Consider the following 23024-nt stretch of genomic DNA (forward strand, 5'->3'; position numbering starts at 1 on the left):
ACAGAAGCCCCTCTTCCTCGAAGGCCGCCAACACCAGACTGGCCAGTTCGCTGGCCTTGGCATGATGGATGGGCAACAACGCCCGCTCCAGAGGCTCCAGGTCCCTGCCCACGTTGACGTCGGCCCGGCGCTCGGCCAGTTCCGCCAACGGCGCGACCAGCAACACGTTGCCCTGCAGCCGACGGCCCAGGCCCTTGCTGCTCAATATCAGGTCCAGCGCCTGCTCCCAAGGCACGTCTTGCAGGCGCAAGGTGACCTGCCCCTGGACCGCGTCACTGGCCACCAGGTTGATGTCAGCGTGATCTGCCAGCACCTGCAAGGCCGCGCGCACCTCCACGTCCTGAAAATGCAGTGTCAACGGCTCATCCCGAACGTCGGCCAGACTTGCTGTCATGGCCCCCATCATCACTGCGCCCATCGCCCATCCGCGTCCATTCATCCGTTTCATCCTTGGTTTTGCCATCGCGCAACCGCAACTCGCGCCGGCGTTCGCGCTGACCTTCCCAGCCTTCGCTCACCGGCTCGCCCACCACCACGCGCTGTGCGTCGATGCTCAGCACGCGCCCCCCTTCGCGCCCCAGGCGAGCGCCGACGGCGACCCGGTGCAAGTACCCTTTCTCGTCTAGGATCGCCTGGTACTGGCCATGTCGCGCCAGCACACCGACCATCTCCAGCTGTTCCAGCGGCAGGCGGGTCAAACCGTGCGCCCGGTGTGAGCCGACTGCCTGGAAAGGATCGTTGCCTGCCCAAGGCTCGTCTGCACGAGCAGGCTGGTGCGCCAGCGAAGCAGGCATGGGCAGTGCGGTCTGCTCACTCTGGTACGCGTGTACCACCATCTGCCAGCGCAGCGTCGTCGTCGCCGCTGCCGGGTCGATCGGTCGTGCATGAAGCCGTTCCACGCGCAGTAGCCGTAACTGGCCCAACCATTCGTCCAGCCACCGGCGCAGCATCGGGTAGGCACCTGCCACCTCGAGGTGCACGGGCACCACACGGTAGCCTTCACCGGCCTGCTCGTCCTTGACGTCGATACGCTCGAAGCGCAGCCCATACCGGTGCCCATGACTGGCCAGCTGCGCGATCAGCTCACTGGTTCCGTCGCCAGCCGCCAGTTGCCAATGCATCTCCTGCAGCGCCTGACGGGCCTGCTGAACCTGCTCGTCGAGCCTTCGCGACGGCTCGAGGGCGGCGACCTCGGCGGCATGCCGCGCCATGAGCGACTCCCCCATCAGGCGTGCATGCTGAAGCCGCTCCAGGCCAGGGCCGATACTGAATGGGTAGCCTGCGCCCAGCAGCACAAGCAGAACGCTGCCCCACCATGACAGCCTGAGCGGCCATGGAAACGTGGCCACATGCTCCAGGCGTCGGCGCCAAGGGTTCATGAACGACTCCAGCGCATGTCCAGCGACACACGAAAGACCTGTGTGTCGCCCCGTGCCTGCAGGTCGTGCAAGGTGACCGCCCCCACCTCCGGCAGGGCCTGGAGCGCTTGCATCAGCTCAGCGACCAGCAGACCCGACGGTGCCTGTCCGGACAGGTGCAGGCGCTGCTGCTCGAACGTCAGCTCCGTCAATCGAAGACCGGCCGGCATGGCGGCTTCGAGCTGTCCGAGCAGGGCAGGCATGCCTGTACTGCTGGCACGCAACGCGGACAGTTCGGCCTGCTGCCGCGCCAAGTCCGTGAGCAGGGCCCTTGCGTCGCTGGCCCGTTGCCGAGACGTGTCGACCATCTGCAGGCGAGCCTCCCAGGACGCATTGGCCTGCTCCTGCTGCTGCAGGCGCTGACGCTGATGGCGTTCGCACACCGCCAGCATCGCCATCGCGAGCAGGCAGACGGCAGTCAGCATGGCCAAGGATTGCCGCAGGGCAGCGCGGCGCCGTTGCGCTCGCCATGGCAGCAGGTTGAACGTTGTCATCGCTCCAGCCCTCGCACGGCGAGGCAACTGGCCAGGGCCAGGCAGGACAGGGCCTCGCTCCCACCCTGGGGTCGCTCGACGCCGTCCAGGACAACGTCTGCCCAAGGATCGATGGGGCAGCAGGGGACGGCCAGCTGTGCGGCGATCGCCTCGTATCGCCGAGCGTCAGCACCCAGGACACCCAGGGCATCCACACCCGGCCAATCCAGGCGAGGCGCGAGCCAGTGACGAGCGGCCTGAAGCCAGTTGCCCTGCTCGTCCATGGCCAGCACGTAGGATTGCGGCGCCTGTTCGACGGGCCAGGCGTACAACGTCGCCCGCCGTTCTTGAAGGCGCATTAGCGCAGGTCGCTGCCCAGGCAACCCGTTCGTCAGGCGCCACAAGGCCACCGCGTCGACCTCCACGATCGACGCCTTGAGTCCCGCGCCGTCCAGCGTGCTCGTCAATTCATCGAGCTGCGCCTGCCGACAGGCCGCGACCCAGACCTCGAGGCCGTCCGAGGCGGACCTCGAAGCGTCCGTGATGCAAAAGTCCAAGGCCACTTCGTCCAGCGAAAATGGCACGAAGCGGTCCGCATCGGCCAGCAACCATGCCTCCATGGCGTCTTCGTCCAGCCCCTGCGGCACCTGGCGTGGCTTCACGATCACCTGGCTGGCAGGCAGCGACACCACCAGCCGGCCCTCGCCGACCTGCTGGCGCGCCTGCCGTAATGCCATGGCCGTCGAGTCGGTCACCGGCGCACCGGGCGTCGTGACGGGCGTGCCGGGACAGGATTCGATCGCCCAGCCTTGAAGATGAACACGCCCCTGATGCCTGCGTACGCGCACCATGCGTACACAGTCGCCCTCCATTTCCAGCCCTACGACGGAACTGCACCCCCTGTTGAAGCATCCGAGCATCGTGACGTCCTTGTGCGTGTTCTGGTTCAGGCATTGCACCTGTCGGAGCCCAGGCCAAGCCCGTCGGCCGGTCACCCTGCCAGGTGAAAAATGCTTATAATGCCCAGCGATCTTTCCTGTTCGCCGGCCCCCGCGCGCCCTCCATTTCCCAACCTGGACACCCAAAAGCCTTGATACGCCTGCTGAAGTTCTTCTGGTGGTCTTTCGTCGCTGTCATCTGTGCGCTGGTACTCGGTGTAAGCGGTGCGTTTCTCTACCTTAGCCCGAGCCTGCCTTCGGTCGACGCGCTGCGAAGCATCCAGTTGCAGATACCGCTGAGGGTCTTCAGCAGCGACGGCAAGCTGATCGCCGAATTCGGCGAAATGCGTCGCTCGCCGATCCGCTTCGATGAAATTCCCCCACAGTTCATTCAGGCGCTTCTGTCAGCCGAGGACGATAACTTCCTCAACCACTATGGGGTCGACCCCAGCAGCCTGATGCGCGCGGCCACCCAACTGGTCAAGTCCGGGCACATCCAGACCGGCGGCAGTACGATCACCATGCAGGTGGCGAAGAACTTCTTCCTGAGCAGCGAACGCAGCTTCTCGCGCAAGACCACCGAGATCCTGCTGGCCTTGCAGATCGAGCGCGAGCTGACCAAGGACGAGATCCTCGAGCTGTACGTCAACAAGATCTACCTGGGCAACCGTGCCTACGGGATCGAGGCTGCCGCACAGGTCTACTACGGCAAGTCGATTCGTGACGTGAGCCTGGCGCAGATGGCCATGATCGCCGGTCTGCCCAAGGCGCCTTCGCGCTTCAATCCGCTGGCCAACCCGGTGCGCGCCAAGGAACGCCGCGACTGGATCCTGGGCCGCATGTACCGCCTGGGCAAGATCGACCAGGCCAGCTACCAGGCCGCCCTGGCCGAGCCGCTCAATGCCAGCTACCACGTGCCGACGCCGGAAGTGAACGCGCCGTGGATCGCCGAGATGGCGCGCGCGGAAATGGTCGGCCGCTATGGCAGCGAGGCCTACACCGAAGGTTTCCGCGTCACCACCACCGTGCCGAGCGACCTGCAGGAGATGGCCAACAGTGCCGTGCTCGACGGCCTGACCGCCTACGATGAGCGCCACGGCTACCGCGGTCCGGAAGCCCGCTACCCCGGCAAGACGTTCGCCGAATGGCAGCGCGTGCTGGGCAAGCAACGCAACCTGGGCGGCCTGGAGCCGGCCATCGTGATGCAAGTCACCAAGACCGGCCTGTTGGTGATGACTCGAGGCGGCAAGGAAGAGCAGGTGGCCTGGGACACCCTCAAATGGGCGCGGCCGCACCTGAACGTCAACAGCCTGGGCCGCGCGCCCACCTCACCGGCCGACGTCGCTCAAGCCGGCGACCTGATTCGCGTGCAGCGGCTGGCCGACGGCACGCTGAAGTTCAGCCAGGTGCCGGGCGCACAAAGCGCCCTGGTGACCCTTGATCCCACCAGCGGCGCCATCCGCGCCCTGGTCGGCGGTTTCTCCTTCGAGCAGAGCAACTACAACCGCGCGGTGCAGGCCAAGCGTCAGCCAGGCTCGAGCTTCAAGCCGTTCATCTACAGCGCGGCGCTCGACAGCGGCTACACCGCCGCCAGCCTGGTCAACGATGCGCCGATCGTCTTCGTCGACCCGTCCGTCGACAAGGTCTGGCGCCCGAAGAACGACACCAACACGTTCCTGGGCCCGATCCGCATGCGCGAGGCGCTGTACAAGTCGCGCAACCTGGTGTCCATCCGCCTGCTGCAGGCGATGGGCGTGGACAAGACCATCGACTACATCGCCCAGTTCGGCTTCAACAAGCAGGACCTGCCACGCAACCTGTCCTTGGCGCTGGGCACCGCCACGTTGACGCCCATGGAGATCGCCACCGGCTGGAGCACCTTCGCCAACGGGGGTTACAAGATTAGCCCTTACCTGATCGAGCGCATCGAAAGTCGCTCGGGCGAAACGCTGTTCACCGCCAACCCGGCGCGCGTGCCGCACACCCAGCAGGACCAGGCAGGTATCGCTGCGCCGGAGCAGCCATTCGACGTCCAGCTGCCAGGGGAAGCCGCACCCGCCAATACCCAGCTGGCCGCCACCCCGCCACTGTCCCAGATCGCCGAGCGCATCATCGACGGTCGCACCACCTACATCCTGACCAGCATGCTGCAGGACGTCATCAAGCGCGGCACCGGGCGTCGCGCCCTGGCGCTGGGCCGTGACGACCTGGCCGGCAAGACCGGGACCACCAACGAGTCCAAGGATGCCTGGTTCTCCGGGTACAACGCCGACTACATGACAACGGTCTGGTCCGGCTTCGATCAACCCGAGACCCTGGGTCGCCGTGAGTACGGCGGCACCGTGTCGCTGCCGATCTGGATGCACTTCATGGGGGCGGCGCTCAAGGGCAAGCCCAGCCATCCACCGGCCGAACCGGACGGCATCCTGAGCCTGCGCGTTGATCCGGTCAGTGGTCGTGCGGCCAGACCGGACACGCCCAACGCCTACTTCGAGCTGTTCAAGGCCGAGGACTCGCCCCCGTCATCTGGCGAGCTGGGCAATGGCGTGGCACCGGGCAGCCCGCTGCCGGCCGACGAAGCGACGCCGATGGACCTGTTCTGATCGCGGGCGTCGAGGGGCCTTCGGGCCCGGTCACCCGGGCGCCCAGACGCGATCGGCCATGAACGAAAAAGCCCTGGCGCTCACGCACCAGGGCTTTTTCATGACACGCCCGGTGGATCAGCCGTTGAACACGTCATCCACGCTCTTGAGCGGGTAGTGCTTCGGATACGGCAGGGTCGCGACGCCGGACTCGATGGCGGCCTTGGCCACGGCATCCGAGACCACGGTGATCAGGCGTGCATCCATGGGCTTGGGAATGATGTACTCGCGACCGAAGCTCAGCGAGTCGACGCCGTAGGCCTCGCAGACCTCTTTGGGCACCGGCAGCTTGGCCAGGTCCTTCAGGGCGATGGCAGCCGCGATCTTCATCTCTTCGTTGATGCGCTTGGCACGTACGTCCAGGGCACCACGGAAGATGAAGGGGAAGCCCAGGACATTGTTGACCTGGTTCGGGTAGTCGGAGCGACCGGTCGCCATGATCACGTCGTCACGAGTGGCGTGCGCCAGCTCGGGCTTGATCTCCGGGTCCGGGTTGGAGCAGGCGAAGACGATCGGGTTCGCCGCCATGGACGCCAGGCCTTCGGCGCTCAGCAGGTTCGGACCGGACAGGCCGACGAACACGTCGGCGCCTTGCAGGGCATCGGCCAGGGTGCGCTTGTCGGTGGCGTGAGCGAACTGGGCCTTGTACTGGTTCAGGTCTTCACGGCCGGCGTGGATGACGCCAGTGCGATCGATCATGAAGATGTTCTCGACCTTGGCGCCCATGCTGACCAGCAGCTTCATGCACGAGATGGCGGCAGCGCCAGCGCCCAGGCAGACGATCTGCGCGTCTTCCAGGGTCTTGCCGGCGATTTCCAGGGCGTTGATCATGCCGGCTGCGGTGACGATCGCAGTGCCGTGCTGGTCATCGTGGAAGACCGGGATGTCGCACTGCTCGATCAGCGCGCGCTCGATCTCGAAGCATTCCGGCGCCTTGATGTCTTCCAGGTTGATGCCGCCGAAGGTGATGGAGATGCGCTTGACGGTGTCGATGAAGGCCTGGGGGCTTTCGGCATCGACTTCGATGTCGAACACATCCACGCCAGCGAAACGCTTGAACAGGACGCCCTTGCCTTCCATGACCGGCTTGGAGGCCAGCGGGCCCAGGTCGCCGAGGCCGAGAATGGCGGTGCCATCGGAGATCACCGCCACCAGGTTGCCCTTGCCGGTGTACGTGTAGGCCAGCTCAGGGTCACGGGCGATCTCGCGTACCGGCTCGGCGACACCTGGGCTGTAGGCCAGGGACAGGTCACGCGCGGTGGAGGTCGGCTTGGTGAGTTCGACGCTCAGTTTCCCTGGGCGAGGCTGGGCATGGTATTCGAGGGCGGCGGTTTTGAGATCTGACATGAGGGCTTTCCGCTAATTGGACTGTTCTGACGGACCGCCGAGGATACGCAAAGAGCCAGGGAGCGACAAGACTGCCCGGTCACTTGTGTCAAGACCCTCGTCCTACGACTTTACGCTAGGTTCGATGCCTGAACGGGCAGGTCACCAGGCTGCCAGGCGCGCCCTTCAGCGTACCTCGAGCATGCTCGGGTCGGTCAGCGACATGCCCCAGCGCGGACCACTGCGCCTGCTCGAACCGACGCCGGCGCGCTCGCGCACCCAGCCCCGTACTTCCACCTGGCGCCCTCGAAGGCGCTCGAGCGTACTCATCGACAGCCGATCGCGCAGACGGTCCGGCACCCTCACCACCAGCCGGTCATCGAGCACCAGCGACACGCCCGAGGGTTGACGCCGCACCTGCACGACACGGCCGGCGACCACGGCAAAGCCGGGACGTCGTAGCTCGGCGGCCTGGCGCACGACCGCCCGTCGCCACAGCCCGGCACCTGCCTCCCGGGCCTGGCGCTCGGCCTGTCGGTGACAGCGGTTCAGCGCCACGTTGGGCGCGATGGCCACGCGGTAGCCCAGGCCTTCGCTGAGCAACCGGGCCTCGAGATTCTGGCCATCTCGGCCATAGGCATGGGCCAGCAGCCGGCCGTAGTGATCGGTGCGCTCCTTGCCCACCACCAGGCCGAGACGCCCGCCATTGGCCTTGACCAGCGCCCGCAGCCGCTGCCGGGCGGCCTCGGCGAACGGTTCGCTGAGCTGACCACGACGACCGATCTCCGGCGCATTGATCCCGATCAGGCGCACACTGCGCCCATCGGTCAAGCGAAGCGTATCGCCGTCCACGACCTGGCGAACAATCGCCTGCTGCACCCGACCCGGCGGGGCACACCGTACCTCGGCCTGGGCAGGCCACCCCCAGATCGCGGCCATGAAAAAGGCGCCCACGAGGGGCGCCTTCTGGTGCAGCGGTGCGAAGCCCAGAGGGTTCGCCATGCGCCTGCTTACTTCTTGGTACCGAACATGCCGAAGCGGTCGGCGAACTTCTGTACGCGACCACCGGTGTCCAGGACTTTCTGCTTGCCGGTGTAGAAGGGGTGGCACTGCGAGCACACGTCGATCGCCAGCGGCTTGGCCAGGGTCGAACGGGTCTCGAACTTGCTGCCGCAGCTGCAGGTCACTTCTACAACTTCGTAATTCGGGTGGATATCTGCTTTCATGGTCACTTCCTCGGCTGCGTGCCGCCATCCAACACCATTGTTGAATACCGCACGGAATCAGGCGACGTATGATAGCAGAGCCATGCGCCAGCGCAAGTTGCCGCACCCACCGACCGTCGTGCTAGGCTTTGTACGAAAAGTCGCCGAGCGGCGATTAGGCAAGGCGAAAACAGGCGAGGAAGCGGAGTTTACGCCTTGTAAATGAGCATTCTGAGCCTGTTTTCAACGCAGCATAATCGTTGCGCAGGCACTTTACGTACATAGCCTAGGCTCGCTAGGCCTTTCGTGTCCTCTTCAGAGATCTGCCGCGTGCCCGACGTCATCCTGCGCCTTGCCCTTCCTTCGCCGCTGCGCAGGTTGTTCGACTACCGTGCGCCGCCGGGCACCTCGGGCAAGACCTTCGTGCCGGGCATGCGCCTGCGCGTACCCTTCGGCCGCCGGGAGCTGATCGGGATCCTGGTCGAGGTGACCGACACCAGTGACGTGCCGGCCGACAAACTGCGGCCGGCCACGGCGCTGCTCGACCCGGTGTCGCCCTTGCCCGCGTCTCTGCTCAAGCTGTGCCTGTGGACGGCGCAGTACTACCAGCACAGCCTGGGCGATACCTTCAACTGGGCCCTGCCGACCTTGCTGCGCCAGGGCGAGCCGGCCGAAATGCGCCAGGAACGGTTCTGGCAGATCGCCCCTGGGGCGCGCCTGGACGATCCGCGCATCGCCCGAGCGCCCCGCCAGCGCGAAGCCTTGCAGACGCTGGCGCAGCACCCCCACGGCGTGGCCCATGCGGTGCTGAGCAAGCTGGGCCTGAGCAAGGACAGCCTCGACCTGCTGCTGGCCAAGCAACTGGTGGAGATCGAGCTGCGCCGCCATTTGCCGGTGGCGCGTCACGAACACTGGCTCGCCCAGCCCGAACTGCCGCTGAACGAGGAACAGCGTGCCGCGTTCGATGCCGTACGCTCCTCATTCGGCGGATTCCAGGCGTTTCTCCTGGCCGGGGTGACTGGCAGCGGCAAGACCGAGGTGTACCTGCAACTGATCCGCGAAACCCTCGAGGCCGGCAAGCAGGCACTGGTGCTGATCCCCGAGATCAACCTGGGGCCGCAGACCCTGGCGCGTTTCGAGCAGCGCTTCAACGCACGCATTGCCCTGCTGCACTCGGCGGTCAACGACCGCGAACGGCTCGATGCCTGGCTCGCGGCGCGCGATGGCGAGGCGGACATCATCATCGGCACGCGCTCGGCGCTGTTCACGCCCATGAAACACCCTGGCCTGATCATCATCGACGAAGAGCATGACGGCTCCTATAAACAGCAGGAAGGCCTGCGCTATCACGCGCGCGACCTGGCGCTGGTGCGTGCACGCCAGGAAGACGTGCCGATCCTGCTCGGCTCGGCCACCCCGTCGCTGGAAAGCCTGCACAATGCTCACACTGGCCGCTATGGCCTGCTGCGCATGCACCAGCGGGCCGGTGGTGCCCGGCAGCCACGCTTCCTGCGCCTGGACGTCAAGAGCCGGCCGCTGGACAGCGGCATCAGCGGCCCCCTGCAACAGGCCATCGGTCAGACCCTCGCGGCCGGACAGCAGGTGCTGGTGTTCCTCAACCGACGCGGCTTTGCGCCCACCTTGCTATGCCACGACTGCGGCTGGCTGTCCGGCTGTCCACGCTGCGATGCCCGCATGACCGTGCACCAGCGTTCGGGGCTGCTGCGCTGCCACCACTGTGGCCACGAAGAACGCATCCCGCACCAGTGCCCCCAGTGCAACCATGTGGACCTGCGCCCGGTCGGCGCCGGCACCGAGCGCGCCGAAGAGCGCCTGAGCATCCTGTTCCCGGAGTACCCGGTGTTGCGCGTGGACCGCGACAGCACGGCGCGCAAGGACGCCATGCAGACCTTGTTCGCCACCATCCAGCGAGGCCAGCCATGCATCCTGGTCGGCACCCAGATGCTCGCCAAGGGGCACCACTTCCCGCGGGTGACCCTGGTGGCGATCCTCGATGCCGACGGCGGCCTGTTCTCCGGTGATTTTCGCGCCAGCGAGCACATGGCGCAGCTGATCGTGCAAGTGGCCGGCCGCGCCGGGCGAGCCGAGGAGCCCGGCAAGGTGATCGTGCAGACGCACCTGGCCGAGCACCCCTTGCTGGTGCAGCTGACCGAGCAGGGCTACTCCGCCTTCGCCGATCAGGCCTTGAGCGAACGGCGCGCCGCGAGCCTGCCGCCCTTCTCGCACCTGGCTCTGCTGCGGGCTGAAGCACACAAGCCGGGCCAGGCCGAAGCCTTCCTCGACGCAGCCTGCGCGGCGGCCGAGCGCCTGCTCGCCACGCAGGGCGCAGCCGGCATCGAATTGCTCGGGCCCGTGCCAGCACCCATGGAGCGCCGCGCCGGCCGTTACCGGGCCCAGTTGCTGCTGCAGGCCAACGCCAGGGCCGCCTTGCATCGCCTGCTCGCCAGCTGGCTGCTGGAACTCGAACAGATGCCGTCGGGCCGCCAGGTCCGCTGGTCGCTGGATGTGGATCCTGTGGATCTCTACTGAGGGGCAGACTTCAAGCTTCAAGCCAGAGCGACGTTGCCTGTCCCATTGAGTTGCCCTCACCTTCACCGCCGCCCGGCTTGCGGCTTGCGGCTTGCCACTTGCCACTTGCCGCTTACGACTTGCCGCCTGCCGCGTGCGACCGGATAATGCCCAGTTTTTCCACCTGCGCCTCGAAGCGCCCGCCGCGCGTGCGGTCGAAAGAGAACCTGATGAAAGACACCATTCGCCAGCTGATCCAGCAAGCCCTCACCCAACTCGTCGCCGACGGTGTGCTGCCTGATGGGCTGACGCCGTCGATCCAGGTGGAGAACGCCCGGGACAAGACCCACGGCGACTTCGCCAGCAACATCGCCATGATGCTGGCCAAGCCGGCCGGCCTGAAGCCGCGTGACCTGGCCGAAAAGCTGATCGCCGCCCTGCCGGCCTGCGAAGACGTCAGCAAGGTCGAGATCGCAGGCCCCGGCTTTCTCAATTTCTTCCAGAACACCCAGGCCCTGGCCAACCGCCTGGACGCCGCGCTGGCCGACGAGCGCCTCAACGTGCGCAAGGCAGGCCCTGCCGAGAAGGTGGTGGTCGACCTGTCGGCACCCAACCTGGCCAAGGAAATGCACGTCGGCCACCTGCGCTCGACGATCATCGGCGACAGTGTCGCCCGTGTGCTGGAATTCCTCGGCGACGAGGTGATTCGTCAGAACCACGTCGGCGACTGGGGTACCCAGTTCGGCATGCTGTTGGCGTACCTGCAGGAGAACCCGGTCACCAGCGACGCGCTGTCGGACCTGGAAAACTTCTACCGCGCCGCCAAGAAACGCTTCGACGAGTCCGAGGAGTTCGCCACCCGTGCCCGTGGCCTGGTGGTCAAGCTGCAGGCGGGCGACCCCGACTGCCTGGCGCTGTGGACCCGCTTCAAGGACATTTCCCTGTCGCACTGTCAGAAGACCTACGAGCTGCTCAACGTCAAGCTGAGCATGGCCGACGTCATGGGCGAGAGCGCCTACAACGCCGACCTGGCCAACGTGGTTGCGGACCTGGCGGCCAGCGGCCTGCTGGTCGAGAGCCAGGGCGCGCAGTGCGTGTTCCTCGACGAATACAAGACCGCCGATGGCGACCCACTGCCGGTGATCGTGCAGAAGGCCGACGGCGGCTACCTGTACGCCACCACCGACCTGGCAGCCGTGCGCTACCGCAGCAACGTGCTCAAGGCCGACCGTGCGCTGTACTTCGTCGACCAGCGCCAGGCCTTGCATTTCAACCAGGTGTTCGACGTCGCGCGCCGGGCCGGCTTCATCGGCCATCCGATGCGCATGGAACACATGGGCTTCGGCACCATGAACGGTGCCGATGGCCGTCCGTTCAAGACCCGCGACGGTGGCACCGTCAAGCTCGTGGACCTGCTCCAGGAAGCCAAGGAACGCGCCTACGCACTGGTCAAGGACAAGAACACCGACCTGGACGAGCAGGCCCTGCGCCAGATCGGCGAAGTCGTCGGCATCGGCGCGGTCAAGTACGCCGACCTGTCCAAGCACCGCACCAGCGACTACAGCTTCAATTTCGAGCTGATGCTGAATTTCGACGGCAACACTGCGCCCTACCTGTTGTACGCCTACACCCGCGTCGCCAGCATCTTCCGCAAGCTGAGCAAGCGGTTCGACGACATCGAAGGCCGGATCGTCCTGCAGGCCCCTCAGGAACAGGACCTTGGCGCCCGCCTGGCGCAGTTCGGCGAAGTGCTCAACAGCGTCGCCGACAAGGGGACCCCGCACGTGTTGTGCGCCTACCTGTACGACATCGCCGGCCTGTTCTCGAGCTTCTACGAAAACTGCCCGATCCTCGCCGCCGAGACGCCCGAGCAGCAGCAGAGCCGCCTGCGCCTGGCGGCGTTGACCGGGCGGACCCTCAAGCAGGGTCTGGAGCTGCTGGGTCTGGAAACCCTGGAGCGCATGTAAGGTGGCCGCCAAGAAGAAGCCTGCGCCCAAGCGTGGCGCCAGCCGCACCCAAGCCCCTGCCAAGCAGCCCATGCCCGGCTGGGTATGGCTGGCGGCGGGGCTGACGATCGGTGCGTTCGTGGTGTTCCTGATGAAGCTCGAACCGGGCAGCGGTGACGTCAAGCGCACCCAGCCCGAGCAGCAACAGGCCGAGCGAACCGCGCAAGCGGCCAAGACGCCGCCGTCGCCCGAGCAACCGGTCAAGCCCAAGTACGACTTCTACACGCTGCTCCCGGAGTCGGAAGTGATCGTGCCGCCAGAGGCCGTGCCTGAAAAGACACCGCCCGTGCCTGCCCAGCCCGTGCCGCCGCCGGCCAAGCCGGTCACCGTCGAGGAAGCGGCGAAGATCGACACCGCCCGTGCCCAGGCTGCCCTGTCCGGGCAGACGCCACCGCCTGCGCCACCGGTGCTCAAGCCTGCTGCGACCACCCAGTACTTCCTGCAGGCCGGCTCGTTCCGCAAGCAGGCCGACGCCGACAAGGTCCGCGCGCAGATCATCCTGCTCGGCCAGGCGGTCAAGGTCGAGTCCGGTACCGTGAAGGAAGAGACCTGGTACCGTGTACTCGTCGGCCCGTTCAGCAACCGGGAACAGCTGACCGTGGCCCAGAAGCAACTGGGTGGTGCCGGCTTCAACAACCTCCTGCTGCAGCAGCGCCAGATTCGGCAGTAAGGCTGCGCAAGCTGCAAGCTGCAAGTTTGAGCATGGGCGAGCAATAAGGCTTCGCCCCATGCCTCATATCTCTCGCCCCACCGCTCAACTTGTCACTTGTAGCTGACCGCTTGCCGCCGCGCCTATCGCCGCTGGCCGTTGACCTGCGACACCTGCCCATTGAGCGTCCAGAAGTCATAGAGCACGCCCAGCAGGAAGACACCGCCGGTCAGCAGGTAGACCAGGGCGCTGATCCACTTGCCCTGGTACAGCCGGTGCACGCCGAAGATGCCAAGGAAGGTCAGGAAGATCCAGGCCAGGCTGTAGTTCACATGCCCCGGCTGAAAGCGCACGTCGGCTTCCCGGTCCATGGAGGGAATCAGGAAGAAGTCGATGATCCAGCCGATACCCAGCAGGCCCAGGGTAAAGAACCAGATCGTGCCAGTGATGGGCTTGCCGTAGTAGAAGCGGTGGGCGCCCGTGAAGCCGAAGATCCAGAGCAGGTAACCCATGACCTTGCTGTGAGTGTCGTGTGATGCAGACTGCTGATAACCGTTCATTCGTAAGATCTCGCTGTGTAATCCTAAAAATTTCTAAGCGTTCATGTGACTTTTGTGAACCTTGCCGACGTATGGTGGTCTTGGATCGACCAACGGATCATTATTTGATCAGAAGGTGTTATAGAGTTGCCCGCCTAAACAGACACCCACAAGAGCTTCACCTATGCCACCTTTGTTCAAGACATGGTTGACCCTCTGTCTCTTATTGCCCCTGGCCGCCCACGCCACCAACCGTGAGCAACGACTTCCCAACGGCTTTACCGGCTATACCGTCCACTACGGTACCTCGGCCAAAGTCGCCCATGCACCGCTTCGCGCCAAGCCGAGCAATGCCGCCAAGCTCAAGGCCGGCCCGACCGTCGCCTCCGCCAGCAAGCAGAGCAACGCCGTGCTCAAGCGCGCGGTCAACGCGATCGGCACTCCTTATCGTTGGGGCGGCAGCAGCCCGAGCAAAGGGTTCGACTGCAGCGGCCTGGTGAAATACGCCTTCGACGATGTCGCCAACGTGAACCTGCCGCGCACCTCCAGCGCCATGGCCCAGGGGCATGGTGTGAAGGTAGCACGGAGCGACTTGAAACCGGGCGACCTGATCTTCTTCAACATCAAGAGCCGCCGGGTCAACCACGTGGCCATCTACCTGGGCAACGACCGCTTCATCCATGCCCCGCGTCGCGGCAAGCGGGTGAGCATCGACACGCTGAACAAGCCCTACTGGAAGCAGCACTACGTGGTCGCCAAGCGGGTCCTGCCGAAGGATACCGGCACGGCTGGCCTGCAGGTGGTCAAACGCTGAAGGCAAACGCCTGGCAACGTGCCGTACTCGAGGCGCCCGTGTGGCGCCTCGTTTCGTTCAGGCGTCCTGCCTGTCGATCAACCCTTGTGCCTGCAAGGCGCGCAAGGCGTCTTCCAAGGTCTGCATCCCCTGCCCTGTCCCGGTTTGCATGACCGACTGCAACTGCGCCAGGCGCCCTTCCCGGATCAGATTGCGCACTGCGGGCGTGGCCACCAGCACCTCGCGCGCGGCCACGCGTCCACCCCCCTTGCGCTTGACCAGCCGCTGCACCACGACCATGCGCAACGATTCGGCCAGCAGGCTGCGAATCAGGGTCTTCTCCTGGGCGTCGAACACGTCGACCAGGTGGTCGATGCTGCTCACTGCGCAGCGGGCATGGACGGTGGCCAGCACCAGGTGACCGGTCTGCGCGGCTCGCAAGGCCAGACGGATGCTCTCCAGATCACGCAACTCACCCAGCAGGATCACGTCAGGGTCCTGGCGCAAGGCGCTGCGCAGCGCCTGCGCGAAGTCGCGGGTATGCCGCCCCACCTCACGCTGCGTGATCAGGCTGCGTTGACTGTGATGGACGATCTCGATGGGGTCTTCCAACGTGATCACGTGGGCCGGACGCTCCCGATTCAGGTAATCGACCAATGCCGCCAGGGTGCTGGACTTGCCGCTGCCAGTGGGTCCGGCGACCAGCAGCAGCCCGTCCTGCCATTGTGAAACAGGCCGAAACACATCGGTCAGTGCCAGGGCTTCGAGGCTAGGCGCCCGGGTCGGCAGCAGACGCAGGCTGACAGCCGGCCCCTGACGCTGGCGGAACAGATTCACCCGCACCCGCTGGGCGTCGGGCAAGGTCAAGGCCAGGTCGAGCTCGTCGCCCTCGCGCCACTGCGCGCGCTGGCCGTCCTGCAGCCAGGGGGAGAGGCCGTCGAACACCTGCGCCTCGGACAGCGGCGGCAGGTCGAGCCGGCGCAGGTCGCCGTCCACACGCATGCACGGGGGATGCCCGGCAGCCAGGTGCAGGTCGCAAGCGCCTGCGGCGACGGCCCGGGCCGCCAGTACGGTCACGTCCATGAGACTCCTCAACGGCCAGCAAGCAGGTAGAATGCCGCAGACCCTCAGGCCGTCGGCAGCGATCCATGTCCACACTAGCAGACAATCTTTCCGCCCTTGCCACCCGCATCGAGCACGCCGCGACCGCCGCTGGCCGTGACCCTGCCGAGGTCCGGCTGCTGGCGGTGAGCAAGACCAAACCCGCCGAAACGGTACGCCAGGCCTATGCCGCCGGCGTGCGCGACGTGGGCGAGAACTACCTTCAGGAAGCGCTGGACAAGCAACAGGCGCTGACCGATCTGACCTTGATCTGGCACTTCATCGGCCCCATTCAATCGAACAAGACGCGGGCCATCGCCGAACACTTCGACTGGGTGCATTCCGTGGATCGCCTGAAGATCGCGCAACGTCTGTCGGCGCAACGTCCTGCCCATCTGCCGGCGCTGAACATTTGCCTGCAAGTGAACGTCAGTGGCGAAGACAGCAAGTCCGGGTGCAGCCCGGACGAGCTGGCAGCGTTGGCCACGGCTGTCGCGGCGCTGCCCGGCCTGCACCTGCGCGGGCTGATGGCGATCCCTGAGCCCACCGACGACCGTACGGCCCAGGAAGCCGCCTTCGCACGCCTGCGCAGTCTGCGCGATGGCCTTGGGATGGGCCTGGACACCTTGTCGATGGGCATGAGCCACGACCTGGAAGCGGCGATCGCCCAGGGTGCGACCTGGGTACGCATCGGCACCGCCCTGTTCGGAGCGCGCGACTACGGGCGCGCCTGATTCCATGCTTTACTCACTCTTTCCCTCAAGGACCTGACATGAGCACTACACGTATCGCTTTCATCGGCGCGGGCAACATGGCGGCGAGTCTGATCGGCGGCATGCGCGCCCAGGGCGTGGAGGCGTCGCGCCTGCGCGCCAGCGACCCGGGTGCCGAGACCCGTGCGCGGATCCAGGCCGAGCAGGGCATCGAGGTGTTCGAGGACAACGCCCAGGCCATCGCCGGTGCCGACGTGATCGTGTTGGCGGTCAAGCCTCAGGTCATGAAGGCCGTGTGCCAGACCCTGCAGCCTGAGCTGAAGGCCGGCCAACTGGTCGTGTCCATCGCGGCCGGCATCACCTGCCAGAGCCTGCAAGGCTGGCTGGGCGACTGCCCGGTGGTGCGCTGCATGCCCAACACGCCTTCGTTGCTGCGCCAGGGCGTCAGCGGCCTGTACGCCACCGCCGAAGTATCGGATCAGCAGCGCCAACAGGCCGAGCAATTGCTCTCGGCAGTCGGTACCGTCGTCTGGGTGGACCAGGAGCAGCAGATCGATGCGGTGACCGCCGTATCGGGCAGCGGGCCGGCGTATTTCTTCCTGATGATCGAAGCCATGACCGCGGCCGGCGAGAAGCTTGGCCTGTCACGCGAGACCGCTTCGCAACTGACGCTACAGACCGCGCTCGGCGCGGCGCACATGGCCGTGGCCAGCGACGTCGACGCCGCCGAGCTGCGCCGCCGCGTGACCTCGCCTGCCGGCACCACGGAAGCGGCGATCCGCTCCTTCCAGGGCAATGGCTTCGAAGCGCTGGTCGAGCAGGCGCTGCAGGCCGCTGCGCACCGCTCCGCCGAACTGGCCGAACAACTGGGTAAATGAGGAGCCCTCGATGAATGCACTGTCCGGCGCCGCGATCTTCGTGGTGCAAACCTTGGTCAGCCTGTACCTGGTGATCGTCCTGCTGCGCTTCGTGCTGCAACTGGTCAAGGCCAACTTCTACAACCCCTTGAGCCAGTTCACGGTGCGCGCCACTCAGCCGCTGCTCAAGCCCATCCGCCGGATCGTGCCGAGCATCGCCGGGCTCGACACCTCCTCGCTGCTGCTGGCGATCGTGATCCAGGCGCTGTTGATGGCCTTCGTGCTGATGGTCAGCTACGGCACCTTCGGCGATGTCCCGCACCTGTTGATGTGGGCGCTGATCGGTATCGCCTCGCTGTTCCTGAAGATCTTCTGGGTGGCGATGATCGTCATGGTGATCGTGTCGTGGATCGCCCCGAACAGCCACAACCCGGCCGCCGAGCTGGCCTACCAGATCAGTGAGCCAGTGCTGGCGCCGTTCCGCCGGATCATGCCCAACCTGGGCGGCATGGACATCTCGCCGATCTTCGCCTTCCTGGCGATCCAGGTGATCCAGTCGTTCGTCATGCCACCGCTGGCGGCCTATGCCGGCATGCCGCAAGAGCTGTGGCGGATGATCTGAGCCGGTCGATGACCTGCTGAAAGGGCTGCGCTGCAGCCCGCGACCACACCCGCCGCAGTGGTGCAGGCAATCACGGCCCATGTAGGAGTCCGCCCGCCGCCTTGGCGCCGCGCTGTCGCGCAGAGAACATGGCGATAGCTGGCAGGATCCGAGACTTTATTGCTGATCGATTTAGGGCCGCTTCGCGGCCCATCGCGGCACTAGGGCCGCTCACCCGTAGCCCCACCGCGGGGTTGCAGGCTATCGCGGTCACCTGTGAGCGGCCCCTGTGCCGCGATCGGGCCCGCAGGCCCGCAAGGCAGCCACCCCATAGGCTCAGCCTCCACACCACCGGCCTCATCGCCTCACCTCGCCCTCATGCGCCTTGCCGCTGCCGGGAGGGGTCTTTAGACTTACGCCTCATTCACGCGTGAGCAGGGTCGATGTCCACTGTCTTTCCCAAAGATTCCGTCGGTCTGGTCGTGCCGCAACTGGCGCGGTTCGACGACCCCCTGACCCTGGCCTGCGGTCGTTCGCTGGCCGGTTACGAACTGGTCTACGAGACCTATGGCACACTCAATGCCAGCGCCAGCAACGCGGTGCTGATCTGCCATGCGCTGTCGGGCCATCACCACGCGGCGGGCTATCACACCCCTGAAGACCGCAAGCCCGGCTGGTGGGACAGCTGCATCGGCCCTGGCAAGCCGATCGACACCGAGCGCTTCTTCGTGGTGAGCCTCAACAACCTCGGCGGCTGCAATGGCAGCACCGGCCCGAGCAGCCTCAATCCGGCCAGCGGCAAGCCCTACGGCGCCGACTTCCCGGTACTGACCGTCGAAGACTGGGTGCACAGCCAGGCGCGCCTGGCCGACCGCCTGGGCATCGCGCAATGGGCCGCCGTGGTCGGCGGCAGCCTGGGCGGCATGCAGGCGCTGCAATGGACCATGACCTACCCCGACCGGGTACGCCACTGCGTGAACATCGCCTCGGCGCCCAAGCTGTCGGCGCAGAACATCGCATTCAACGAGGTGGCTCGCCAGGCCATCCTCACCGACCCGGAATTCCACGGCGGCTCGTTCCAGGACCACGGCGTGATTCCCAAGCGTGGCCTGATGCTGGCGCGCATGGTCGGCCACATCACCTACCTGTCCGACGACGCCATGGGCGAGAAATTCGGCCGCGAGCTCAAGAGCGACAAGCTCAACTACGACTTCCACAGCGTCGAGTTCCAGGTGGAAAGCTACCTGCGCTACCAGGGCGAGGAGTTCTCCGGGCGCTTCGATGCCAACACCTACCTGGTGATGACCAAGGCGCTGGACTACTTCGATCCGGCCGCGGCGCACGATGGCGATCTGGCCGCGACCCTGGCGCACGTCAAGGCCAGCTACTGCGTGATCTCCTTCAGCACCGACTGGCGCTTCTCACCGGCCCGCTCGCGGGAAATGGTCGATGCCCTGATGGCCGCACGCAAGAACGTCTGCTACCTGGAGATCGATGCCCCTTACGGTCACGACGCCTTCCTGATCCCGTCCCCGCGCTACATGCAGGGTTTCTCGAACTACATGAACCGCATCGATATCTGAGGACCCCATGAGAGCCGACCTGGAAATCATCCAACAGTGGATTCCCGCCGGTAGCCGGGTCCTCGACCTCGGTTGCGGCAACGGCGAGCTGCTGGCCTCGCTGCAGGCGCACAAGCAGGTCACCGGCTACGGCCTGGAGATCGACCCGGACAACATCGCCGCGTGCGTGGCCAAGGGCGTCAACGTCATCGAGCAGGACCTGGACAAGGGCCTGGGCAACTTCGCCAGCGACAGTTTCGACGTGGTGATCATGACCCAGGCGCTGCAGGCCGTGGAGTACCCGGACCGCATTCTTGAAGAGATGCTGCGCGTCGGTCGCCAGTGCGTGATCACCTTCCCCAACTTCGGCCACTGGCGCTGCCGCTGGTACCTGGCGACCAAGGGCCGCATGCCGGTCTCGGACTTCATGCCGTACACCTGGTACAACACGCCGAACATCCACTTCTGCACCTTCGCCGACTTCGAGACCTTGTGCGTCGAACGTGAAGCGAGGATCATCGATCGCCTGGCCGTCGACCGCCTGCACCGACACGGCTGGGCCAGTCGACTGTGGCCCAACCTGCTCGGGGAAATCGGCATCTACCGGCTGAGCAGCCCAGGCCTTCAGGGGCACAAGGTCGCGGTCTGAGCCGAGGCCCGTCGGCGCACGACCCCATCTTCCAGCACGGCAGGCTTCGCAGGCCTGCATGCGCGCCCTGTGCCGATGCGTGCTCCCGTGCCGCGCAGCGCATTTCGCGTTTCACTCCAGACAGACTTCCAGGTTTATGATGAACGTCTCACACCTCGTATTGGCCAGCCATAACGCTGGCAAGCTCAAGGAACTGCAAGCCATGCTCGGCGACGCCGTGCAGCTGCGCTCGGTTGGCGAGTTCAGCCAGGTCGAACCCGAAGAAACCGGCCTGTCGTTTGTCGAGAACGCCATCCTCAAGGCGCGCAATGCCGCGCGCCTCTCCGGTTTGCCGGCCCTGGCCGACGATTCCGGCCTGGCCGTCGATCACCTGGGCGGCGCGCCGGGCATCTACTCGGCCCGCTATGCCGATGGCCAGGGCGATGCGGCCAACAACGCCAAGCTGCTCGCAGCGCTCAAGGACGTGCCAGACGCGCAGCGCACCGCGCAGTTCGTCTGCGTGCTGGCCCTGGTACGGCATGCCGACGACCCGCTGCCGATCCTCTGCGAAGGCCTGTGGCACGGGCGTATCCTGCGCCAGGCCAGCGGCGAGCATGGCTTCGGCTACGACCCGTTGTTCTGGGTGCCGGAGCGCGACTGCTCCAGCGCCGAGCTGAGCCCTGCCGAAAAGAACCAGCTCAGCCACCGCGCACGTGCCATGGCCCTGCTGCGCCAACGCCTGGGGCTGGCATGACGGTCAGCGCGTCGACGCCCGCTCTGGCGACCCTGCCACCGTTGGCGTTGTACATCCACATCCCTTGGTGCGTACGCAAATGCCCCTACTGCGACTTCAATTCGCACACGGCAGGCCCTGAGCTGCCCGAGCAGGCCTACGTCGACGCACTGCTGGCCGATCTGGAGCAGGACTTGCCGGCCGCCCAGGGCCGCCCGCTGACCTCGATCTTCTTCGGCGGCGGCACGCCGAGCCTGTTCAGTGCCGAGGCCCTGGGCCGGCTGTTGCGCGGCATCGAGGCCCGCATCGCCTTCAGCCCCGACATCGAGATCACCCTGGAGGCCAACCCCGGGACCTTCGAGCAGGACAAGTTCAAGGCTTACCGGCAACTGGGCATCAATCGCCTGTCGATCGGCGTGCAGAGCTTCCAGCAGGCCAAGCTGCAGGCGCTGGGGCGCATCCATGACGGCGGCGAAGCGGTACGGGCCGCCAGCATGGCCCAGGCCGCCGGGTTCGACAATTTCAACCTCGACCTGATGCATGGCCTGCCGGGGCAGTCCCTCGAGGAAGCCCTGGGCGACCTGCACCAGGCCATCGACCTGGGCGCCACCCACCTGTCGTGGTACCAGCTGACGCTGGAGCCCAACACCGTGTTCTGGAACCAGCCGCCGGTGCTGCCAGAAGACGACATCCTCTGGGACATCCAGGAGGCCGGCCAGGCGCTGCTGGCCGAGCAGGGGTTCGCGCAATACGAGGTCTCAGCCTACGCGCGTCCAGGACGGGCGGCACGCCACAACCTCAATTACTGGAGCTTCGGTGATTTCATCGGCATCGGTGCTGGGGCGCACGGCAAGCTCAGCTACCCGGACGGGCGCATCCTGCGCACTTGGAAGACCCGCCTGCCCAAGGACTACCTGAACCCGGCCAAGCCGTTTAAGGCAGGGGAAAAACGGCTGCCCCTGGACGAGTTGCCGTTCGAATTTCTGATGAACGCCCTGCGCCTGACCGAGGGCGTCGACGCTCAGCTGTTCACCGAGCGGACAGGCGTGCCGCTCGCGCAGCTGGACAGCGCGCGGCGCGAGGCCGAACAAAAGGGGCTTTTACGGGTCGAACCGCAGCGCTTGGTTGCCACGCCACGCGGGCAGCTGTTCCTGAACGACCTGCTGCAGTACTTCCTGACCTGAGGAACCTTCCATGGATGTGATGCTGGACCTGCTCTCGACCGTGTCGCACTGGAGTCGCGGCCACCTGTCGGAGATTTCGCTGGCGCTGGTCGGCTGCCTGCTGGTGCTGTTCGGCGCAGACCTCAAGGGCGCGGTAGAACAACGCCTGGGCGGGGTGAACGGCGCGCTGCGAGTGCCGGCAATGGCGGCCTTGATGCTGGTCGGCTGCGGCGCAGCATTGATCCATGCGACACCGTGGGTGGAGAAGGGGCTGGCGCAGTTCGGCAACTATGCACTGGGGCCGGTGCTGCTGGTGGTGATCGTGGTGATCGGGGTCGTCGCGGACCGGCGGGGCTGAAACACCGGACGGCGTCGCCCCTCGATCCGCCGCTGACCGATCCGGTCGATCAGCGGTCTTGCCTTGTCATACCTTTTCGAACTTCAGATCCCACACACCGTGCCCGAGCCGCTCGCCGCGGCGCTCGAACTTGGTGATCGGCCGCTCGGGCGGACGCGGCACGTAAGCGTTGTCGGCCGCCTGGTTGCGGTAGCCCGGCGCCGCCTGCATCACTTCCAGCATGTACTCGGCGTAAGGCTCCCAATCGGTCGCCATGTGGAAGACGCCGCCGACCTTGAGCTTGCGACGCACCAGTTCGGCGAAGCCGGCCTGGACGATACGACGCTTGTGGTGACGCGCCTTGTGCCACGGGTCGGGGAAGAACAGCATCAGGCGGTCGAGGCTGTCGTCCGCCACGCAGCGGTTCAGCACCTCGATGGCGTCGCAGTCGTACACGCGCAGGTTGGTCAGCCCCTGGGTCAGCACACCATTGAGCAGCGCGCCGACGCCGGGACGGTGCACCTCGACGCCGATGAAGTCCTGCTCGGGCGCGGCGGCGGCCATCTCCAGCAGGGAGTGGCCCATGCCGAAGCCGATCTCCAGCGTGCGCGGCGCCGAGCGCCCGAACACCTGGTCGTAGTCGACGACGCTGTCCGCCAGCGGCAGGATGTACAGCGGGCCGCCTTGGTCCAGACCGCGCTGCTGGCCTTCGGTCATGCGCCCGGCGCGCATGACGAAGCTCTTGATACGGCGCTGGGGGCGCGCTTCGCCGTCTTCGGGGATCGGCGTTTCTTGCGATTCAGTCATCAGG

The 23024-nt window shown here is 65.9% G+C and carries 23 protein-coding genes; 13 read left to right on the forward strand and 10 right to left on the reverse strand.

Annotated features, from left to right (window positions below; all coding sequences use genetic code 11):
• The 4 genes from G7007_RS14975 to pilM all read right to left on the reverse strand — a co-directional run.
• Window positions 1-394, reverse strand: a 394-nt coding sequence (locus G7007_RS14975) for a secretin and TonB N-terminal domain-containing protein (RefSeq protein ID WP_258198590.1), incomplete at its 3' end; no start/stop codon positions are given.
• Complete coding sequence (locus G7007_RS14980; protein ID WP_181102875.1) at window positions 363-1379, reverse strand: pilus assembly protein PilP; 1017 nt, start codon at window positions 1377-1379, stop codon at window positions 363-365. The genes G7007_RS14980 and G7007_RS14975, both read right to left, overlap by 32 nt.
• On the reverse strand, window positions 1376-1912 hold the full coding sequence (locus G7007_RS14985) for a PilN domain-containing protein (RefSeq protein ID WP_181102877.1): 537 nt from the start codon (window positions 1910-1912) through the stop codon (window positions 1376-1378). The genes G7007_RS14980 and G7007_RS14985 overlap by 4 nt, the downstream gene beginning before the upstream one ends.
• On the reverse strand, window positions 1909-2811 hold the full coding sequence (gene pilM / locus G7007_RS14990) for a type IV pilus biogenesis protein PilM (protein WP_181102879.1): 903 nt from the start codon (window positions 2809-2811) through the stop codon (window positions 1909-1911). Before pilM ends, G7007_RS14985 begins: the two co-directional genes overlap by 4 nt.
• Before the next feature lie 170 nt (window positions 2812-2981).
• Here pilM and G7007_RS14995 point away from each other — a divergent pair, with 170 nt between their 5' ends.
• Window positions 2982-5432, forward strand: coding sequence for a penicillin-binding protein 1A (locus G7007_RS14995; protein WP_181102881.1), 2451 nt, complete (start codon window positions 2982-2984; stop codon window positions 5430-5432).
• A 117-nt stretch (window positions 5433-5549) separates the two neighbouring features.
• On the opposite strand, the gene G7007_RS15000 is transcribed toward G7007_RS14995, so the two are convergent.
• The 3 genes from G7007_RS15000 to rpmE form a co-directional block, all read right to left on the reverse strand.
• Window positions 5550-6818, reverse strand: a complete 1269-nt coding sequence (locus G7007_RS15000; RefSeq protein ID WP_181102882.1) for a malic enzyme-like NAD(P)-binding protein — start codon at window positions 6816-6818, stop codon at window positions 5550-5552.
• Window positions 6819-6983: 165 nt separating this feature from the next.
• On the reverse strand, window positions 6984-7799 hold the full coding sequence (locus G7007_RS15005) for a thermonuclease family protein (protein WP_258198591.1): 816 nt from the start codon (window positions 7797-7799) through the stop codon (window positions 6984-6986).
• 8 nt (window positions 7800-7807) lie between these two features.
• On the reverse strand, window positions 7808-8023 hold the full coding sequence (rpmE, locus tag G7007_RS15010; RefSeq protein ID WP_060395291.1) for a 50S ribosomal protein L31: 216 nt from the start codon (window positions 8021-8023) through the stop codon (window positions 7808-7810).
• 309 nt (window positions 8024-8332) lie between these two features.
• Here rpmE and G7007_RS15015 point away from each other — a divergent pair, with 309 nt between their 5' ends.
• The 3 genes from G7007_RS15015 to G7007_RS15025 all read left to right on the forward strand — a co-directional run bounded on the left by G7007_RS15015 (window position 8333) and on the right by G7007_RS15025 (window position 13207).
• The gene (locus G7007_RS15015) at window positions 8333-10552 is read left to right on the forward strand and encodes a primosomal protein N' (RefSeq protein WP_181102885.1); all 2220 of its coding nucleotides are present in this window, start codon (window positions 8333-8335) and stop codon (window positions 10550-10552) included.
• A 209-nt stretch (window positions 10553-10761) separates the two neighbouring features.
• Entirely contained in the window at window positions 10762-12498 is a 1737-nt protein-coding gene (gene argS, locus G7007_RS15020) for an arginine--tRNA ligase (RefSeq protein ID WP_181102887.1), read from the forward strand.
• Between the two features lies 1 nt (window position 12499).
• A complete protein-coding gene (locus tag G7007_RS15025) occupies window positions 12500-13207 on the forward strand; it encodes an SPOR domain-containing protein (RefSeq protein WP_181102888.1) in 708 nt (235 codons plus the stop codon).
• 122 nt (window positions 13208-13329) lie between these two features.
• Here the strand turns inward: G7007_RS15025 and G7007_RS15030 are convergent, their stop codons facing one another.
• A complete protein-coding gene (locus tag G7007_RS15030; protein ID WP_181102889.1) occupies window positions 13330-13746 on the reverse strand; it encodes an NINE protein in 417 nt (138 codons plus the stop codon).
• A gap of 163 nt (window positions 13747-13909) precedes the next feature.
• On the opposite strand from G7007_RS15030, the gene G7007_RS15035 reads away from it, so the two are divergent.
• On the forward strand, window positions 13910-14539 hold the full coding sequence (locus G7007_RS15035) for a C40 family peptidase (protein ID WP_181102890.1): 630 nt from the start codon (window positions 13910-13912) through the stop codon (window positions 14537-14539).
• Between the two features lie 57 nt (window positions 14540-14596).
• Here the strand turns inward: G7007_RS15035 and G7007_RS15040 are convergent, their stop codons facing one another.
• Window positions 14597-15601, reverse strand: a complete 1005-nt coding sequence (locus G7007_RS15040) for a type IV pilus twitching motility protein PilT (RefSeq protein WP_181102892.1) — start codon at window positions 15599-15601, stop codon at window positions 14597-14599.
• A 65-nt stretch (window positions 15602-15666) separates the two neighbouring features.
• Here G7007_RS15040 and G7007_RS15045 point away from each other — a divergent pair, with 65 nt between their 5' ends.
• From G7007_RS15045 to G7007_RS15080, 8 genes are all read left to right on the forward strand, one after another.
• Window positions 15667-16353, forward strand: a complete 687-nt coding sequence (locus tag G7007_RS15045; RefSeq protein ID WP_181102894.1) for a YggS family pyridoxal phosphate-dependent enzyme — start codon at window positions 15667-15669, stop codon at window positions 16351-16353.
• Between the two features lie 38 nt (window positions 16354-16391).
• Window positions 16392-17210 (forward strand): pyrroline-5-carboxylate reductase, encoded by an 819-nt coding sequence (gene proC, locus G7007_RS15050; RefSeq protein ID WP_181102895.1) that lies wholly within the window; start codon window positions 16392-16394, stop codon window positions 17208-17210.
• Between the two features lie 10 nt (window positions 17211-17220).
• Complete coding sequence (locus G7007_RS15055; protein WP_181102896.1) at window positions 17221-17811, forward strand: YggT family protein; 591 nt, start codon at window positions 17221-17223, stop codon at window positions 17809-17811.
• 422 nt (window positions 17812-18233) lie between these two features.
• Entirely contained in the window at window positions 18234-19373 is a 1140-nt protein-coding gene (metX, locus tag G7007_RS15060) for a homoserine O-succinyltransferase MetX (protein WP_181102897.1), read from the forward strand.
• Window positions 19374-19380: 7 nt separating this feature from the next.
• Window positions 19381-20001: a methionine biosynthesis protein MetW gene (gene metW / locus G7007_RS15065; RefSeq protein ID WP_181102898.1), complete on the forward strand. Its 621-nt coding sequence runs from the start codon at window positions 19381-19383 to the stop codon at window positions 19999-20001.
• A gap of 136 nt (window positions 20002-20137) precedes the next feature.
• Window positions 20138-20734, forward strand: coding sequence for an RdgB/HAM1 family non-canonical purine NTP pyrophosphatase (gene rdgB / locus G7007_RS15070; protein WP_181102899.1), 597 nt, complete (start codon window positions 20138-20140; stop codon window positions 20732-20734).
• Window positions 20731-21897: a radical SAM family heme chaperone HemW gene (hemW, locus tag G7007_RS15075; protein WP_181102900.1), complete on the forward strand. Its 1167-nt coding sequence runs from the start codon at window positions 20731-20733 to the stop codon at window positions 21895-21897. The genes rdgB and hemW overlap by 4 nt, the downstream gene beginning before the upstream one ends.
• A gap of 10 nt (window positions 21898-21907) precedes the next feature.
• Entirely contained in the window at window positions 21908-22234 is a 327-nt protein-coding gene (locus tag G7007_RS15080) for a DUF3392 family protein (protein ID WP_181102901.1), read from the forward strand.
• A gap of 66 nt (window positions 22235-22300) precedes the next feature.
• Here G7007_RS15080 and trmB read toward each other — a convergent pair whose 3' ends face one another.
• The gene (gene trmB / locus G7007_RS15085; protein WP_144935545.1) at window positions 22301-23020 is read right to left on the reverse strand and encodes a tRNA (guanosine(46)-N7)-methyltransferase TrmB; all 720 of its coding nucleotides are present in this window, start codon (window positions 23018-23020) and stop codon (window positions 22301-22303) included.
• Between the last annotated feature and the right edge of the window lie 4 nt (window positions 23021-23024).

This window comes from Pseudomonas entomophila (assembly GCF_013523125.1).
Lineage (GTDB): Bacteria > Pseudomonadota > Gammaproteobacteria > Pseudomonadales > Pseudomonadaceae > Aquipseudomonas > Aquipseudomonas entomophila_B.

Bases quoted from the DNA above. Each gene is read 5' to 3' on its own strand.
- G7007_RS14980 (WP_181102875.1), bottom strand. From the start codon at position 1,379: ATGAACCCTTGGCGCCGACGCCTGGAGCATGTGGCCACGTTTCCATGG.
- G7007_RS14985 (WP_181102877.1), bottom strand. From the start codon at position 1,912: ATGACAACGTTCAACCTGCTGCCATGGCGAGCGCAACGGCGCCGCGCT.
- pilM (WP_181102879.1), bottom strand. From the start codon at position 2,811: ATGCTCGGATGCTTCAACAGGGGGTGCAGTTCCGTCGTAGGGCTGGAA.
- G7007_RS15000 (WP_181102882.1), bottom strand. From the start codon at position 6,818: ATGTCAGATCTCAAAACCGCCGCCCTCGAATACCATGCCCAGCCTCGC.
- G7007_RS15005 (WP_258198591.1), bottom strand. From the start codon at position 7,799: ATGGCGAACCCTCTGGGCTTCGCACCGCTGCACCAGAAGGCGCCCCTC.
- rpmE (WP_060395291.1), bottom strand. From the start codon at position 8,023: ATGAAAGCAGATATCCACCCGAATTACGAAGTTGTAGAAGTGACCTGC.
- argS (WP_181102887.1), top strand. From the start codon at position 10,762: ATGAAAGACACCATTCGCCAGCTGATCCAGCAAGCCCTCACCCAACTC.
- G7007_RS15030 (WP_181102889.1), bottom strand. From the start codon at position 13,746: ATGAACGGTTATCAGCAGTCTGCATCACACGACACTCACAGCAAGGTC.
- G7007_RS15035 (WP_181102890.1), top strand. From the start codon at position 13,910: ATGCCACCTTTGTTCAAGACATGGTTGACCCTCTGTCTCTTATTGCCC.
- G7007_RS15040 (WP_181102892.1), bottom strand. From the start codon at position 15,601: ATGGACGTGACCGTACTGGCGGCCCGGGCCGTCGCCGCAGGCGCTTGC.
- G7007_RS15045 (WP_181102894.1), top strand. From the start codon at position 15,667: ATGTCCACACTAGCAGACAATCTTTCCGCCCTTGCCACCCGCATCGAG.
- proC (WP_181102895.1), top strand. From the start codon at position 16,392: ATGAGCACTACACGTATCGCTTTCATCGGCGCGGGCAACATGGCGGCG.
- G7007_RS15055 (WP_181102896.1), top strand. From the start codon at position 17,221: ATGAATGCACTGTCCGGCGCCGCGATCTTCGTGGTGCAAACCTTGGTC.
- metX (WP_181102897.1), top strand. From the start codon at position 18,234: ATGTCCACTGTCTTTCCCAAAGATTCCGTCGGTCTGGTCGTGCCGCAA.
- metW (WP_181102898.1), top strand. From the start codon at position 19,381: ATGAGAGCCGACCTGGAAATCATCCAACAGTGGATTCCCGCCGGTAGC.
- rdgB (WP_181102899.1), top strand. From the start codon at position 20,138: ATGATGAACGTCTCACACCTCGTATTGGCCAGCCATAACGCTGGCAAG.
- hemW (WP_181102900.1), top strand. From the start codon at position 20,731: ATGACGGTCAGCGCGTCGACGCCCGCTCTGGCGACCCTGCCACCGTTG.
- G7007_RS15080 (WP_181102901.1), top strand. From the start codon at position 21,908: ATGGATGTGATGCTGGACCTGCTCTCGACCGTGTCGCACTGGAGTCGC.
- trmB (WP_144935545.1), bottom strand. From the start codon at position 23,020: ATGACTGAATCGCAAGAAACGCCGATCCCCGAAGACGGCGAAGCGCGC.